This window comes from Kribbella antibiotica (assembly GCF_004349055.1).
GTDB lineage: Bacteria > Actinomycetota > Actinomycetes > Propionibacteriales > Kribbellaceae > Kribbella > Kribbella antibiotica.
This window is the reverse complement of the sequence record NZ_SMKX01000003.1, coordinates 72114-87583: the sequence shown is the minus strand read 5'-3', so window position 1 is coordinate 87583 and position 15470 is coordinate 72114. Positions and strand designations below refer to the sequence as shown.

At 68.3% G+C, this 15470-nt stretch carries 11 protein-coding genes; 6 read left to right on the top strand and 5 right to left on the bottom strand.

The genetic code is table 11. The annotated features are described in order from the left end of the window. The first annotated feature begins 167 nt into the window (after positions 1–167). Both E1263_RS01775 and E1263_RS01770 read left to right on the top strand, forming a co-directional pair. A complete protein-coding gene (locus E1263_RS01775; RefSeq protein WP_132164597.1) occupies positions 168–737 on the top strand; it encodes a PadR family transcriptional regulator in 570 nt (189 codons plus the stop codon). Next, positions 716–2227: a DHA2 family efflux MFS transporter permease subunit gene (locus E1263_RS01770; RefSeq protein WP_132164595.1), complete on the top strand. Its 1512-nt coding sequence runs from the start codon at positions 716–718 to the stop codon at positions 2225–2227. Before E1263_RS01775 ends, E1263_RS01770 begins: the two co-directional genes overlap by 22 nt. Here E1263_RS01770 and E1263_RS01765 read toward each other — a convergent pair. Continuing rightward, a complete protein-coding gene (locus tag E1263_RS01765) occupies positions 2198–2860 on the bottom strand; it encodes a hypothetical protein (protein ID WP_132164593.1) in 663 nt (220 codons plus the stop codon). The genes E1263_RS01770 and E1263_RS01765 overlap by 30 nt on opposite strands. 14 nt (positions 2861–2874) lie before the next feature. Between E1263_RS01765 and E1263_RS01760 the strand changes: the two genes are divergently transcribed. Next, positions 2875–3768 (top strand): HhH-GPD family protein, encoded by an 894-nt coding sequence (locus E1263_RS01760; protein WP_420323366.1) that lies wholly within the window; start codon positions 2875–2877, stop codon positions 3766–3768. Between the two features lie 133 nt (positions 3769–3901). Here the strand turns inward: E1263_RS01760 and E1263_RS01755 are convergent, their stop codons facing one another. Beyond that, positions 3902–4852 carry a DivIVA domain-containing protein gene (locus E1263_RS01755; protein ID WP_132164589.1) on the bottom strand — a complete coding sequence of 317 codons (951 nt, stop codon included), beginning with the start codon at positions 4850–4852 and terminating at the stop codon, positions 3902–3904. Positions 4853–4924: 72 nt separating this feature from the next. Then, positions 4925–7402, bottom strand: coding sequence for a kinetoplast-associated-like protein (locus tag E1263_RS01750; protein ID WP_238161026.1), 2478 nt, complete (start codon positions 7400–7402; stop codon positions 4925–4927). A gap of 106 nt (positions 7403–7508) precedes the next feature. Here E1263_RS01750 and E1263_RS01745 point away from each other — a divergent pair, with 106 nt between their 5' ends. Continuing rightward, positions 7509–10214: a hypothetical protein gene (locus E1263_RS01745; protein ID WP_132164585.1), complete on the top strand. Its 2706-nt coding sequence runs from the start codon at positions 7509–7511 to the stop codon at positions 10212–10214. Beyond that, positions 10211–10726, top strand: a complete 516-nt coding sequence (locus E1263_RS01740; RefSeq protein ID WP_132164583.1) for a hypothetical protein — start codon at positions 10211–10213, stop codon at positions 10724–10726. The genes E1263_RS01745 and E1263_RS01740 overlap by 4 nt, the downstream gene beginning before the upstream one ends. Here E1263_RS01740 and E1263_RS01735 read toward each other — a convergent pair whose 3' ends face one another. Both E1263_RS01735 and E1263_RS01730 read right to left on the bottom strand, forming a co-directional pair. Beyond that, positions 10727–13573: an AfsR/SARP family transcriptional regulator gene (locus tag E1263_RS01735; protein WP_132164581.1), complete on the bottom strand. Its 2847-nt coding sequence runs from the start codon at positions 13571–13573 to the stop codon at positions 10727–10729. Between the two features lie 73 nt (positions 13574–13646). Next, positions 13647–14420 (bottom strand): helix-turn-helix transcriptional regulator, encoded by a 774-nt coding sequence (locus E1263_RS01730; RefSeq protein ID WP_132164579.1) that lies wholly within the window; start codon positions 14418–14420, stop codon positions 13647–13649. Between the two features lie 54 nt (positions 14421–14474). Here E1263_RS01730 and E1263_RS01725 point away from each other — a divergent pair, with 54 nt between their 5' ends. Next, positions 14475–15434: a zinc-binding dehydrogenase gene (locus E1263_RS01725; RefSeq protein ID WP_132164577.1), complete on the top strand. Its 960-nt coding sequence runs from the start codon at positions 14475–14477 to the stop codon at positions 15432–15434. The last annotated feature ends 36 nt before the right edge of the window (positions 15435–15470 follow it).

The window sequence follows — 15470 nt, the reverse complement described above, 5'->3', positions numbered from 1 at the left end:
AGTGCGGCGAGGTGCCGTGCCGAGTGCAGCGCAGTAGGCGAGGGCTCGAGGAACACGCCCTAACCCTGCACTCCGAGCGGCCCGCACCTCACCACGAGGTGCGGGCCGCTTGCTTTCTCCGGTGCGCGCGAGTAATACTCCAGATGGAACATTCCGGATGGAGGATCATGGCTGAGCTGACACCGCTGGCGATCTCGGTGCTGGCGTTGCTGCACGAGCGGCCGATGCACGCCTACGAGATGTACCAAGTGCTGCTGCACCGGCATAACCACCGGATTGTGAAGACCCGGCCGGGCTCGCTCTACCACACCGTCGAACGGCTGGCCGGGCAGGAATTCGTCCGCGCCACCGGGACCGAGCGGGCGGGCAACCGGCCCGAACGAACGACGTACGAGCTCACCGAAGCAGGCGCCGCGGCATTGCGGCTTCGGGTGGAGACCGGGCTCGAGACGTACACCAACGAGTACCCGCTCTTCCCCGTCGTCCTGGCCGAGGCGCACAACCTGGAGCGGGCCGACGCGCTCCTACGCTTCCGCCGCCGGATCGAGGAACTCGACCGGCTGATCACCGAATACGACGCAACCGACGCCGATCTGCGTTCGCGTGAAGTCCCCGAGGCGTACTGGTTGACCGTCGGCTACCTGCGGTCCCAGCTGATCGCCGAGCGCGACTGGCTCACCACCACCATCGAACGGATAGAGAGCAAGGATCTGCCATGGCATCCCCGCAAGAAGTAGCAAGGCCGCGGCCGGCGCTCTGGGCGCTGGTCGTCGGGTTCTTCATGATCCTGGTCGACTCGACGATCGTGTCGGTCGCGACCCCGTCGATCCTGAACGAGTTCGGGACCGACGTCGGCAGCGTGGTCTGGGTGACGAGCGCCTACCTGCTCGCGTACGCCGTCCCGTTGCTGGTGACCGGCCGTCTCGGTGACCGGATCGGCCCGAAGAAGATGTACCTGACCGGGTTGACCGTGTTCACCCTGGCCTCGCTGTGGTGCGGTCTGACGAACTCGATCGCGATGCTGATCGTCGCCCGCGTCGTCCAGGGTCTCGGCGCCTCGATGGTGACCCCGCAGACGATGGCCGTGATCACCCGGATCTTCCCGCCGGACCAGCGCGGTAAGGCGATGAGTCTGTGGGGCGCGACGGCCGGCGTGGCCGTCCTGGTCGGCCCGATCCTCGGCGGTGTCCTGGTCGATGGACTGGGCTGGCAGTGGATCTTCTTCGTCAACGTCCCGGTCGGTGTGATCGGTTTCGTGCTGGCGATGCGGCTGGTCCCGAACCTGCCGACCCAGCAGCACAAGTTCGATCTGCTCGGCGTCGCCTTGAGCACGATCGGCCTGTTCCTGCTGGTGTTCGGCATCCAGGAAGGCCAGAAGTACGACTGGGGCACGATCACCGGACCGATCTCGGTCTGGGGGCTGATCATCGCCGGGATCCTCTTCCTCGGGGCGTTCGTATTCTGGCAGTCCCGCAACCGCAACGAGCCCTTGTTGCCGCTGGCCCTCTTCCGGGACCGGAACTTCTCACTGGCCAACATCGCCATCACCACCGTCGGTTTCGCGGTGACCTCGATGGCCTTCCCGCTGATGCTTTACGCGCAGTCGGTCCGCGGCCTGAGCCCGACCAAGGCAGCCCTGCTGCTGGCGCCGATGGCGGTCATCTCCGGCGCGCTGGCGCCGTTCGTCGGGCGATTGGTCGACACCACGCCGCCCCGCTTCATCGCCGGCTTCGGGTTGGCCTGCAACGTGGTCGCGCTGTTCTGGCTGAGCCAGATCATGTCTCCTGATGTGCCGATCTGGGAGCTCCTGCTGCCGATGGCGCTGATGGGGGTCGCGAACGGCTTCATGTGGGCACCGATCGGTACGACCGCCACCCGGAACCTGCCGATGCACCAGGCCGGCGCGGGAGCAGGCGTCTACAACACGACCCGCCAGGTCGGCGCGGTTCTCGGTGCCGCGGGCATCGCCGTACTGATGGAGTCGCGGCTCGCACACAACCTGCCGGCTATCGCCGGTGGAGCTCCCAGCGGCGAAGGCGCGATGGGCGGGAAGCTGCCAGAAGCGCTGCACCAGGGCTTCAGCGACGCGATGGCCCAGGCCTTGTTGCTGCCGGCAGCAATTCTCGTGATCGGGCTGATCGCAGCCCTGATGTTCACCAAGCCGGTACGGCGGCAGCCGCCGACCGCGGCTGCGGCATCAGGAGATCGTGAAGGCCTGCGCGGGTGATGCCTGGCCGGAGAATTCGGCCTTGACCACGTAGGTGCCGGGTTTGGCCACCGGCTGTCCAGGGAGGCAGCCGGGGCCGGACCGGTGCCCGTTCCAGACCACCGTGCTGACCGCATCTTTGCCCTTGGCAACGACCAGGGTCGCCTTCGGAATCGCTTGCCCACAATGGCTTGTGGTCCAGATCAGGTCAGCACCGGACGTGACCGAGACGGTCAGCGAGTCAGGGTCGACGGTCGCCTTGCACTCATCGGAGACCGCGTCCAGCCGGACCACGAAGTTCAGCGTCGCGCCGGACGCGACCTTGCGGACGGCCGGTAGCACCTCGACCTTGGCGTTCGAGCCGGAGCACTTCACGTCCTGAGGCGTCTTCGACGGCGTTTCACTCGGCTTGCCCGTCGGCTTGTCGCTCGGCTTCGGAGTCGGAGTGGGCGTCTTCGACGGCTTGTCGGACGGCGGTGGGGTCTGCGTCTTCTGCGGGTCGTTGACCGCCGCTGACTTCTTCGGGTCATCACCACCCGGGAACAACTGAAAGATCAGGAAGAACAGCACGAGCAGGACGAACAGCACCAGTCCACGACGGAACCAGTAGACGCTGGCGGGCAGATGCCCGACCGGATGGAGCAGGCTGCTCATGCTGGCACCTTAATATCGGCTCTGTGCTCCACCAGTCAGGCTCGCCGCTCCATGCCCCCGTTCTGCAGTGGTACGACGTCAACGCGCGCGTACTGCCCTGGAGAGACCCCAGCGCGGGTCCCTGGGCAGTCATGGTCAGCGAGTTCATGCTCCAGCAGACACCAGTCGCCCGCGTGCTCCCGGCGTACCAGAGGTGGATGGAGCGGTGGCCCACTCCGGCAGACCTGGCCGCAGAGCCTCCAGGTGAGGCTGTGCGGGCCTGGGACCGGCTCGGCTACCCTCGCCGCGCCCTACGGCTGCATGCGGCAGCACAGGCGATCGTGGAGCGCCATGGTGGAGAGGTGCCGGACGACCACGCCGCACTGCTCGACCTGCCGGGCGTAGGCACCTACACCGCCGCTGCGATCGCCTCCTTCGCGTTCGGCCAGCGCCACGCGGTTGTGGACACCAACGTCCGCCGAGTGCTCGCGCGAGCCATCACCGGCGTCGCACAGCCGACCATCTCCCCCACTGCGGCCGACCTGCGGCTCGCCGTCAGCGCACTGCCATCAGACGAGGCCACAGCAGCCCGCTGGGCAGTTGCGTCGATGGAGCTGGGCGCGCTGGTCTGCACAGCCCGTACGCCGCGCTGCGCCGACTGCCCGATCCGAAGCCAGTGCGCGTGGGTGCTAGCCGGCAGTCCGCCGTACGACGGTCCGCCGCGGAAGGGCCAGACGTACGAGGGCACGGATCGCCAGGTCCGCGGTCGCCTGCTGGCCGTGCTGCGCTCCGAGCAGGACGCCGTACCGAAGAAGGCTCTTGACGCGTGCTGGCCGGACCAGGTCCAACGCGAACGCGCCCTCGACGGATTGGTTGCCGACGGCCTCGTCGAGCCGCTCCCCCGCAACCGCTACCGGCTCCCTGCCTAGGAAACGCTTAAAGGCCGGCTCGCAACACGCGAGCCGGCCTTTGACGTCGTGCCCAAGCGAAGCGCCGCCAAACAACACGATGAAGACGACCGGCCCGCGCGTTCCGCGGGCATGGGTCGCCCATCGCCTTCGTCTAGTTCTTCTTGCTGCCCGTGCTGGCGTCGGCGTTGTCGTCGGCCAGCAGGTCCAGCGGCAACGCAGGGGTGCCGGACAGCGTCGCCAGCATCTGGCGAACGTTGGTCAGCTGCGCGTTGATGCTGTCGCGACGCTGGGTCGCGGCCGCGAGCTCGCGCTCGGACTCGGCGCGGATCCGCTCGGACTTGTCCTTCGCGGCGGCGACGATCTCCTGGGCCTGACGGTTCGCGTCGGCCAGCTGCTGCTGGGCCAGGCGCTCGGCCTCGGAACGGGACCGGTCGGCCTCGCGCTGCACCTGGGCGGCGCGATCGGTGACGGCGGCGAGCTGCTGCTCGGCGAGCGCGGTGCGCGCGGCGAACTCCTGCTCGACCTTGCCCCGACGCTCGGCCAGCGTGGTCTCGAAGGCAGCCGCGGCCTGAGCGGACTTGGCGCGCTCCTGCTCGTACAGCGCCTGCGCCTCGGACCGGCGGGCGTTCGCGTCGCGCTCGGCCTCGTCGCGCATGTCGTCGGCCTGCGTGCGGGCCTCTTCCAGGATGCGAGCCGCCTCCGCGTCGACCTCGCTCTTCCAGTCCAGGGAGTACTGCTCGGCCTCCTTGCGGACCTTCTTCGCGTGCGCCTCGGCGTCGGCGACGATGGCCTCCGCGTCGGTCCGCGCACGGGTCACCAGATCGCGGGCCTCGTCGTCGGCCAGCGACAGGATCTTCGCGACCCGCTCACCGAACTCGGTGAACGTCGGGGCGCGGTCCTTGTTGTCCTCCTGGGCGGAGATGACGGCCGATTCCGCGGCGTCGGTGCGCTGCTGGAGCTCCTGCACGTGCCGCTGGAGCTGCTCCGACTGCTGCTGCAGCGCGGTCAGCGAGGTGGTCAGCTCACGGATGTGCTGATCCACCTGAGCGGGCTCGTAGCCACGCAGAACGGTACGGAACGGGGTTGGGCTTTCACTGCTCATGTTTTCCGATACTCACTTAATTGGGTGGGTGGATCACACATTGTCACTGACAAGGATCTGACTGTCACGTCCTCATCCTGATTCCCCCGTGGAACCCTCGCTGGCAGACATTCCACCACCTGGACGGAACCCTGGTACAGCGAGTGCCTCGATCACACCCGAAAGCTGGGTGAGCTCCTTGGTGATCTCGTCACGGCGCTGGTTCAGTGCCGCGACCCTCGCCTCGGCATCGGCGAGAAGCTTACGGGCTTGGGCGCGCAGTTCGTCCGCCTGCTCACGGGCCTGCGCTTCGAGCTGCTGAGCCTCGGCGCGGGACTTGCGAATCAGCTCGTGGGACTGCCGCTGCGCGTCGGCAAGATCCTTGGCCGCGCGCTCGCGCAGCACCTGCGTGCTGGACTGTGCCTCGGTCTCGCGCCGGGTCGCCCGGTCGACGATCTCCTTGGCCTCCAGCTCGGCCGCCGTCTTCTGCCGATCGGCCCGCAGCTGCGCCTGCGCGGTCACCTTCTCGGCCTCTTGCCTGGCTGCGGACAGCGTCGCCTCGGCTTGGGTCGCGGCGGAATCCAGAGTGCTCTCGGCGAGCGCGGTGAACTCCGCGTTCTCCTTGGCGATCGCTTCCTGGGTCTGCTTGAGCCGGCTGGTCGACCGGCTGACCACGCGTCGCAGGTGCGCCCGCTTCTCCACCAACAGCTTGCTTGCCTGGGCTGCGGCCTGCTCGCGAATCGCCTGCGCCTCGGCCTCCGCCGTACCGATCAGGTCGTCGACCGTCTTCTTGCTCCACAGCGTTTGCTTCTCGGCCTCGGCCAGCGCTGTCTCGGCCGCCTTGTTCGCGTCGTCGAGAATCCGCTGCGCCTCGCCGGACGCGTTCCGCCGGTCGGCCTCGATCGAGTCGACGACCAGCTTGGCCTGCGCCCGCGCATCGGCCATCAGGCGCTCGTTCGACAGCTCGGCCGCGGCCTTGCGCTCGTTGATCTCGGCCACTGCCTCGGTCCGGAGCTTGTCGATCTCCAGCGAGATCGCGGCCAGTTTGGCTCGCTCGGTCTCCGCGAGCTCCGCCGTACGGCGCTCCAGCTCGGCGCGGTTCTCGCCGCGCAGCCGCTCGATCTCGGCATGTCCTTCAGCGATCTCGGCCCGGGACTTCTCCCGCGCTGCCTCGACCTCGACTTCGACCGCGGCTCGCAGCTCGGCGGCCTCGGTCTCGGAACGAGCAATCAGCTCGGCTTCGTTCTGTACGGCGGCCTGCGACACCAGCGCGGCCTGGTCACCGGCATCGGTCACCAACTGCTGGGCCTCGCGGCCGGCGCGGTCGACCATCAGCTCGGCGGCCTCGCGGGCTTCGCGAGCCGCGACCAGCAGCTCGTCGGCCTCTTCCTTCACCCGCAAGGCCTCGGCCTCAGAAGCTTGTTTCAACCGGGCCGCGGCAGTCTCGGACTCCTGCTTGACCCGCGCAGCTTCGCCGTCGAAGTCTCGCTTCAGCTGCGCCGCCGCAGCCTCGGACTCTGCCGTCAACCGGGCAGCCGCCGCCTCAGACTCTTGCTTCAGTCGAGCAGCCGCGGTCGCAGCCTCGTGCGTGATCCGCGCGGCCTCGGCCTCGGAGCTTTCCTTGACCCGGGCCGCCTCGACCTCGGAGGCCTGCTTCAACTGCGCAGCCAAGGTCTCGGCTTCTTGCGTGACCCGGGCGGCTTCGGCCTCGGAGCTTTCCTTCAACCGGGTGGCTTCGGCCTCGGCCTCCTGCGTGACCCGGGCAGCCTCAGCCTCGGACGTTTCCTTCAACCGGGCAGCCTCAGTCTCGGAGGCTTCCTTCAGCTCAGCGGCCGCAGACTCGGACTCAGCCTTCAGCCGAGCCGCCTCCGACTCGGCGGCGTCCGTGACGCGGGCGGCTTCGGTCTCGGCGCCCTGGACCCGGCGGTCGGCCGCGGCCTGCGACTCGGCACGCAACCGGTCAGCAGTCGCTTGGCTCTCGGTCCGCAGCTGCTCGGCAACCGACTCGGAGTCGCTGCGCCGCCTGGCCACCTCATCCGCAACCGTCACGCGCAATTGCTCAGCAGCGTGCTCGGCACCGGCGGTCAGCCGCTCGGACAGTGCGGACGCCTCGGACGTGACGCGCGCTGCCTCCGCCGTCGACTCCGCACGCAGCCGCTCAGCGGTCTCCGCCGCCTCCCGCCGCACCCGCTCGGCCTCGGCAGTCGACTCGGCCTGCAGTCGCTCAGCGGTGTCCTGCGCCTCGGAGCGGACGCGGTCGGCCTGGGCCACGGACTCGGCGCGCAGCTGCTCGGCCGCACGCTCGGCGTCGTTCAGCAGTCGCTGGGCCGACGAAGTGGCGTCGCCGCGCAGCTTCTGCGCGGCGGCCTCAGCGGCGGCGCGGAGCTGCTCGGTCTCCGTCCGGGCGCGCTCGGCCTCCTCGCGGGCCAGGTCGTTCTCGTACTCCGCCTGCTCGCGCAGGGTGTCCGCGATCCGCTGCGCCCGCTCGAGGACGCCGCCCGCTTGCCGCACGCCAAAAGAACCGGTGTCAGCGACCGGTTCTTGGGTCAGGGGCAGACGCGGCGCGTCCATGCGACGAGATGATTCCATCCTCGGCCCCCTTTCCGACAGTCCGGGTCCCACCAACGTGCTCACAGGGTTACAACGCGGTAGGGGGGTGCCAGGTAACTTCTTTTTCATGCCGCTGCGCGATCTCCCCACCGAATCGCAGGCAGCAGCGGCACTGATCCGTACCGAATCGCTCACGCATCGTAAGACGTTACGGCGCACTGGCAAACCCGGTCTTGCACTTTCGTGTCTCGCCGCCGGCGCCCTGCTGGCCGTACTCGTACCAGGTCAAACAGGCACAGGCTGTTACCTCTGGCGAGCCACCAGCCAACCGGTCGGCGGCCGTACGGCGGCCCTCGCGCTGCCGGTCGCAATCGTGCTGCTGATCCTCGCGGATCGCTTGTCTGCCGAGAGTTTCAGCCTCCGGCGGCAGGTCCGCGGCTGGGGTACGGCAGTACTCGTGGTGGTCACCATGGTGGCCTGGACCGGATTCGTCCAGCAGGGTCGGCCGAGCTGTTCTTTCTCACCGGCTGTGATCGGCACGCTGGTCTGCGGGACCCTGGCCACCACCGTTGCGGGCTACTGGGCCACCCAGTTGATTCGGCCTCCGATGACGCCTGAACCAACTCCTGGAGACGACTCGCCCAACGCGTCCGCTGAGCCGCTCAATCAGTCCGAATTGCGGGCACTCTTTGTCCGAATGATCGATCGGACCGAGAATTTGGCTCCGATTCGGGTCCGGCTGATGCCGTTCGCGACCGGGACGCTCGCCGTACTGGTTCTGCTCTCAACTGTTCTGCCGTGGCGCGAACTCCGGGATCCGGTCTCGGTCAGTCTGGCGGATGCCGGGCTGATCCGGGTGCAGCTCTGGGAGGTCCCGTCGGCTCGCAGCTGGGCCCTGATCTTCGGTGCGCTCGCCGTGGCGACGCTGGCGACCCGTGGGCTCGTACGGCGGCTTGCGGCGGTCGCGTGTGGCTCTGCGACTGTCGCTGGGCTGGCGGCTCAGCTGTTGTGGCTGCCGCCGCTGCTGCCCAACGGCGTCGGCTACCGCCCCGCGCTCGGCGCATGGACCGCTCTGGCGCTGGGCGTGCTTCTGATCGTCGCCGGGCTGATCGGTGGCCGCCTGATCATTCTGCTGGGCGCGGCCGGCGCAGTGGTCGGACTATTGGTGCCCTCGGCGACAAGTTCGCCGTACCGGCCGGAGACGACTGCGGGGGTGCCGCACCGGCTACTGGACCTGCGCGGCGGGCAGCTGCTCGACCGGCTCGGGATGCGGGTCGCTATCGGGACATCTGACCCACTGGATTCCTATGCGAGCGCGCTGGACGGTTCGCCCGGACAGTGGCTGCTAGGCCGGACAGGTTCGGAGAGCTCGACAGTCTTCGCGTACGACGACGGTGTCGCGCTCCCCCAGGTGACGCTGAACCATGGCGCGACCGCCCCGGCGCTGTGGGGTGTCGCCGACAACCATCTGGTCTTGCTGGCCGGTGGTGCGGGCGGAAAGCCGTGGGCAATCCTGTCTGTCCCCCTGGATCTTTCGCAGGCGGACATCAGCCTCAGCCACAAGGACCCCGACGGAAAGTACTACGTGACGCCCGGGGTCGAGGTGCTCGCCTCAGGAGTCGGACCGGGTCTCAGCCATCGCAATGCGGACCGGTCGATCGTGCTGTGGGGTGCTGCTACCACCTGGCAGTTCCCAGCCAACCAGCTTCGCCCCGGCATGCGCTTGCAGGACTTCCAAGTGAATCCCGGAGCTGGTGCGCCAGGCAACGCAGTGTCCAGCGGACCGGACGGTACGACGGTGTGGCGGACAAGTGAGACCGGGCTCGCCATGGCTCGCCGCGGCGGCCCTGTGCTGCAGCTGACCGGGGTGGCACCAGCTGGCTGTCTCTTAAGTAGTGATGCGGCCAGCTCATCGATGACTGTTGATGCGTTCGCAGTTGATGTGCGAGGCAACGTCTGGCTGGGTGGTGGTGCACCGACCTCGGTGATCACGCCGGACGGCGTACTGCGGAAGCTGCCCGGTGGAGCCGACGGCATCAGCAGCATCGAGGCGCGCCCGGACGGTTCGGTGTTACTGGGGACCTCACCGGGAGGCGGCAGCCAGATCCTGCAGATCCCCGATGCGGCAGCCTCAGCATCGACGTACCCGGCCGCTCCAGACCCGCTACCGCAGTGCGACCGACGCAAGCCAGTGCACGGTACGACGGACTTCCAGGCGACCGTGCTCCCGCCGGTCGAGACAGTGGATCCTGGTCAGGGTGCGCCCGGCGTGAGCTCGCAGCTCGGACTAGATGCCAGTGGGAAGCTCGCACACATCCGGCTGCCGTTGGCGGCGCGCAGCTGGGCGCCCGATGGGCAGGGCGGAGTGTGGTGGACGCTGGCGGATCAGCCAGGGCCGGAACGCGCCGTACACCTCGTGCGCGGCCGGGCCACTGCTCAGCGCGACCTCCAGCCGCTGCCCGACAACCCGAAGGCCGAGTTCGCTGCGGCTGCGGGCGACCGGCTGGTGACCGCGATCGGTGGCGGCCTGTACAACTTCTACGAACCAGGCGGCGTACGACGTACTGCGGTCAAGGGAGATCTGAGGCCCGACCAGATTGCCCAGCTTCTCGTCACCGGCCGCCTGCTCGACGACACCGTCGGGATGTGGTTCGCCGGACCCGACGGAAAGCTCTGGGGGTACGACGCCCTGCACCTGCTGCGGTTCGACGCCGGACGGATCAGTGTGGTCGCCGGTCCGACGCAGGGCGTGCCACAGGCTGCAGATGAGGTGACAGTGATCGGTCAGGCGCTGTACTTCCGGCTCGGCAACGACCTGGTGGTTCTCCGATGAGCGCCCTCCCAGATGAGGAGCTACCGGTTCGCCTGGCTGCAGCTGAACAGGCGCTGGCCGTCAGCGAGCACAGGTGGTTCACCCGCGCCGGACTGCTCGCCGCACTGGCCACCGGCCTCACCCTGATGCTCCCCTGGACCTACAGCCGTCGACTCGGCCTGTCCGTTTGGCAGCTAGGCGTGGAAACCCAACCCCAACTAGCTCTCACCTGGCTGGCCGGTCTCGCCACTACAACGGCTCTCTTGATCCTCAAGCCCGGCCACAAAGCTCAAGCCGCCGCCGGCATCACTGCAGTCATCACCCTGCTCTTCCTGTCCGGCGCCTACCAAGCAGGGCAGCTAGAAGCCCTGGGCGACACCTGGCTAGGCCCCGGCCCCGCTGTAGCCCTGGCCACCACCACCTGCTGGCTCATGACCACTGCAGCCCATTTACTTGCCCATCGCAACAACCCTCATCTCACGCCGGAAGCCATCACGCGAACGATCGCCCGCCTCAGGCGTCGCGAGCCCTGATCAGCCATGGTTGGCCGAGGGGTGGTCGAGGCGGTTTGCGAGGCGAGTGGCCAAGGCTGAGTAGCCGGCGATTTTGGCTTGACTGTGGGCTTGACGGAGAAGTCGGTCGGCGCGGGTGGCCAGTCGGGTGCAGTCGGCCAAGCCGGTGAGGGCCTCCACTACGCCTAACGCATGGCCGCGATCCTCGCTGAGGCGGAGCGCCAGGTCGAATTGCTCGACGGCAGCCTCGGTCCGGCCGGCGCTGTGCAGACTGCGACCCAGATGCAGCCGCGCGTCGACCTCATCGAGATGCGTACAGTTGCCAATGGCAAGCTTCAGGGCCTGCTCGTGGATCTCGACGGCGAGCTTGTTGCGGCCGAGACGGCGGTGCGCCTCGCCTTGATGACACAGGGCGTAGCTCAGCGAGAAATCCAGCTCATGGACGGCGGCCAGGCGTTGCGCCGCGCGGGTCGCCTCCAACGCCGGCAACGGGTCGTCTTCGGCCAGGCGGCAAACCGCGATGCCGTTCAGCAGTTCAGGTTCGAGCCGCTCGTCACCGATCTCGCGTGCGAGCTTCAACGCCCGCTCGTAATACTCCAGCGCCATCGCGAACCCATGCTGCCGGATTGCCAGCGCAGCCAGCCGACTCAACGTCTCCACGATGGCCCGGCGATCTCCCGCCAGCTGAGCGAGACGCAACGACGTACGGAGTAGCTCTGCATGATCTGACGACGGATCGAGCGTGCCTTGGGTGTACCCGAGCGACCCGAGGATGCGCGCCCGCAACGCCGGCGCGTCCTCCGGCGCCAGCTCCGCGGCCCGCCGCAGATCGCACAATCCCTTTTGCGGCCCGCAACGGAACTGCCCAAAGTTCCCCCGCAGGAACAACAGCCGGGCCTGACCCTCAGGATCCTGCCGTCGCTCAGCAGCAGCCAGCCCCGCGGTCAGCACGACGTCCAACTCGTCCAATCGGCTGCGCCCATGCAGGTACGGCGCCAGCACCAACGCGAGCCGAACCGCGGCCGCATCCTCCGCAACCTCCAACGCAGCAAGCAAGTTCGAGCGCTCGAGGTCCGCCCACGTCAGATCTGGCTCGACGCCCGCCACGGCCAGGTAATGCTCAACCAACCGACCCACCGCGGCGTCATCATCCGCGACCTCCACGGCATACCCCCGCAGCAGGTCGTGGAACTCATACCGGCCCGGCCGCGGCGCCAGCAACAGGCTCGCATCGACCAGGTGCTCCAGCAACGCCTCGGCCGTCGGCCCGTCGATCCCGGCCAGTGCGGCGGCGGCCTTCACGTCGAAGTCCTTGCCCGGGAACAACCCCAGGCACGCAAACAACCGCCGCTGATCCTGCGGCAGATGCTCGTACGACACCGCGAACGCCGACCGGACGCCGTTCGCGTCGCCATCCAGCTCACGCAACCGACGCCGTCCGCGCAGCCGCTCGTTGAGATGCTGAATCGACCAGGACGGCCGATGCCGCAACCGCGCGCCGGCGATCCGCAACGCCAACGGCAACCGCCCACAGTGCTCGGCCAACTCCTGCACTGCGGCCTCATCGCCTCGGTCCGGTCCGGCGATCTCGCTCAGCAGCGCCGTCGCGTCTTCCATCGCCAGCAGCCCAAGTCCCAACCGGCACTTGGCATCCAGCTCGACCAGCAATCGCCGGCTCGTCACCAGCACCGCACATTCCGATGCCCCCGGCAACAATGGCCGCACGGTCGCCGCATCCGGCGCATTGTCCAGCACGACCAGCAACCGCAGCCGCGACGACTTCGACCGCCACATCGACAGCCGATCCTCCAAGCACCCAGGAACCTGATCAGCCGGTACGCCGATGCCGCGCAACAGGTGGTCGACCGCCTGCTCGGTTCCCAGCGGCTCGCGGCCGGGCGTGTGCCCGTGCAAGTCGACGAACAACTGACCATCGGGGTACTGCGATGCCAGCCGATGCCCGGCCTGGACCGCGAGAGCCGTCTTGCCGATCCCCGCCATACCGTCGATCGCCAGCACCGGCGGCGCAGATCCGGTCGGGGTTCGCAGCGCGGCCACGACCTCGGCCAGCTCCGCGGCGCGACCGGCGAACGCAGCGCCGCCGTACGGGAGTTCGTTGCGCGCGGTCGGTGTGGGCGCGTCGGCCCGAAGCAGGGTTTGCTGGGCAGCGCGCAGTTCGGGGCCAGGCTCAATACCGAGCTGCTCGACGAGAGTGCGCCGTACCCGCTGATAGGTCTCGAGCGCCTCGGCCTGCCGACCGCTGCCGGCCAGCGCATTCATCAGCAGGACGGCGAAACGCTCATCGAACGGGTGGTCGGCGACCAGCCCGATCAGCTCCGGGATCGCCTCGACGTGCCGGCCCGCGGCGAGCTGCAACTGGATCCTGGTGCCGAGCGCCTTCTCGCGGCGTTCGGCGATCCGGCGGCGCTGGCCCGCCAGGTACTGCCCAGGCAAACCACTCAGCGGCTGGCCGCGGAACAACGCCAGCGCCTGATCGTGCAATGCCAACGCCTGCTCCGGGTCATCGTTCCGACCGGCCTCGCGCACCATCGTCTCGAACCGCTCCAGGTCGAGCACGTCCGAATCGAGCCGCAGCACATAGCCGGCCGTCGTCCGCTCCAGGCGGGACCCCGGCGGCAGCGACTTCCGGATCCGGTACACGTACGTCGGCACGACCTTGATTCCGGTCGGCGGCGGATCGTCGTCCCAGACCAGATCGAGGAGTTGTTCCGGGGTCAGCACCCGGCCCGCATTCAGCGCGAGAACGGCGAACATCGCCTGTTGCCGTAACGGGCCGACCGAAATCTCCGCGTCACCGCTGCGGACGGTGAGCGGTCCGAGCAGATCGATCCGGAGCCCCGACGGCATCTTTGCAGTGTAGAAGCGGGAATAGCCGCGCAGCCTGGATCCGGACACCTTTCGACCACCGTCGAATGTCTTGTCAGGACCTCGCAGGAAAACCCGCACGATACCGGCCGGGCGTGGTGCCGATCAGGGCGGTAAAAGCTTCGATGAAACCACTCGGATTGGACCAGCCACAGGCATGAGCGACCTCAGTGGTGGTGCGACTGTCGGCCAGCAGGACGAGCGCATGACAGATGCGGATCTGCGTTCGCCACTCGTAGAACGTCATACCGAGCTCATCGTGGAACAGCCGGCTAAGAGTCCGGGCGCTGGCTCCGATGCTTCGCCCGAGCTCGGCCAGCGGCCTGTTCTCGGCGGGGTCCTCGGCCAGGATCCGAGCGATGGCCTGCAGCCGGTCGTCGACAGGTTCCGGCAAGTGCAGCGGCAGTTCGTCGGCATCCCGCAACTCGTCGACCAGCACGCGTCGGAGGCGGGACTCCGCACCGCTGTCATAGCTCTGCTGGCCCGTGAGCGCGAGGATGACTTCGCGGGCCAGAGCAGAGGCGGTGAAGACGACCGGATGCTCAGGCACTCTGCGAGCAAGCGAGACCGGCAGGAACAGAATTCGCATGTCCGTGGTGCTGTGCGCCCGATGGGAGTGCTGGAACCCGGCCGGTGTCCAGGCAACCCGATTGGCCGGCACAACCGACGTACCGCGGACTGTTTGCACGGACAGTACGCCGCTGGCGGCGTACACCAGGTGGCCCTGTGGATGGGAGTGCAGCGAACTGGCACCGCCCGAGCGCCAAAGGTGAACGCCACCTGAGGGCCACAGCCGGGACGCCTCGGGGGTTTGGCGGGCATCAGGCACAACTTGGCATCCTACCGGTAGTCGGCCAGCATCGGCAGCGACGACAGTGGATGCATGATGCGAGCCGCGGTGTGTGTACGGGCCGGTGGGCCAGAGGTGCTGGAGATTCGGAAGGTCCCGATCCCGGCCGTTCGAGCAGGGTGGAGCCTGATCGAGGTCAAGGCTGCGGGCCTGAACCGTTCCGAGCTCAGGACCCGCCAGGGACATTCGCCGAGTGTCACCTTCCCGCGCATCCTCGGGATCGAGTGCGTCGGCGTCGTGCGAGAGTCCACCGATTCACGGTTGCCCGCGGGGACGACCGTCGCGGCCGTGATGGGCGAGATGGGCCGCGCGTTCGACGGCGGCTACGCCGAGTACGCCGTACTGCCGAACGAACTGCTGATGCCGCTCACCACCACGCTGCCGTGGGAGGTGCTGGCGGCGCTGCCCGAGTCCTACCTGACCGCGCAGGGCTCGCTGGACGCGCTGGGGATCGCGTCCGGTGACCGGTTACTCATTCGCGGCGGAACCTCGTCGGTCGGGATGGCGGCCGCGGCGATCGCTGCGGCCGCCGGCGTCGAAACAGCGGCCACCACTCGCCAGGAGACCAAGGCCGCCGCCTTGCGCACCGACCACACCTTCGTCGACGACGGGCGGTCGCTCGCGGGCGCCGTCCGGGCGCTATGGCCCGACGGCCCCGATCACATCCTCGATCTGGTCGGCGCCAGTACGGCGCATGGCTCCCTGGCGCTCGTCCGTCGCGGCGGCACGGTCTGCATCTCCGGCTCACTCAGCGGCTGGCTCATCCCCGACTTCGAGCCGATCGCCGCCATCCCGTCCGGCACCAAGCTGACGTCCTTCCACAGCAAAGACACAGCGGGCAACGCTCAGGCCCTTCAGCACATCGTCGAACAGGTCGAGGCAGGCACCCACCGGCCCACCATCGACCGCACCTTCCCCCTGACGGCCATCGCTGCCGCCCACCGCCACATGGAGTCCGACCAAGCCACCGGCAAGGTCGTCATCATTCCCTGATCGACCACGGGCAACCAAAGCGAAGGGCCCCACGCT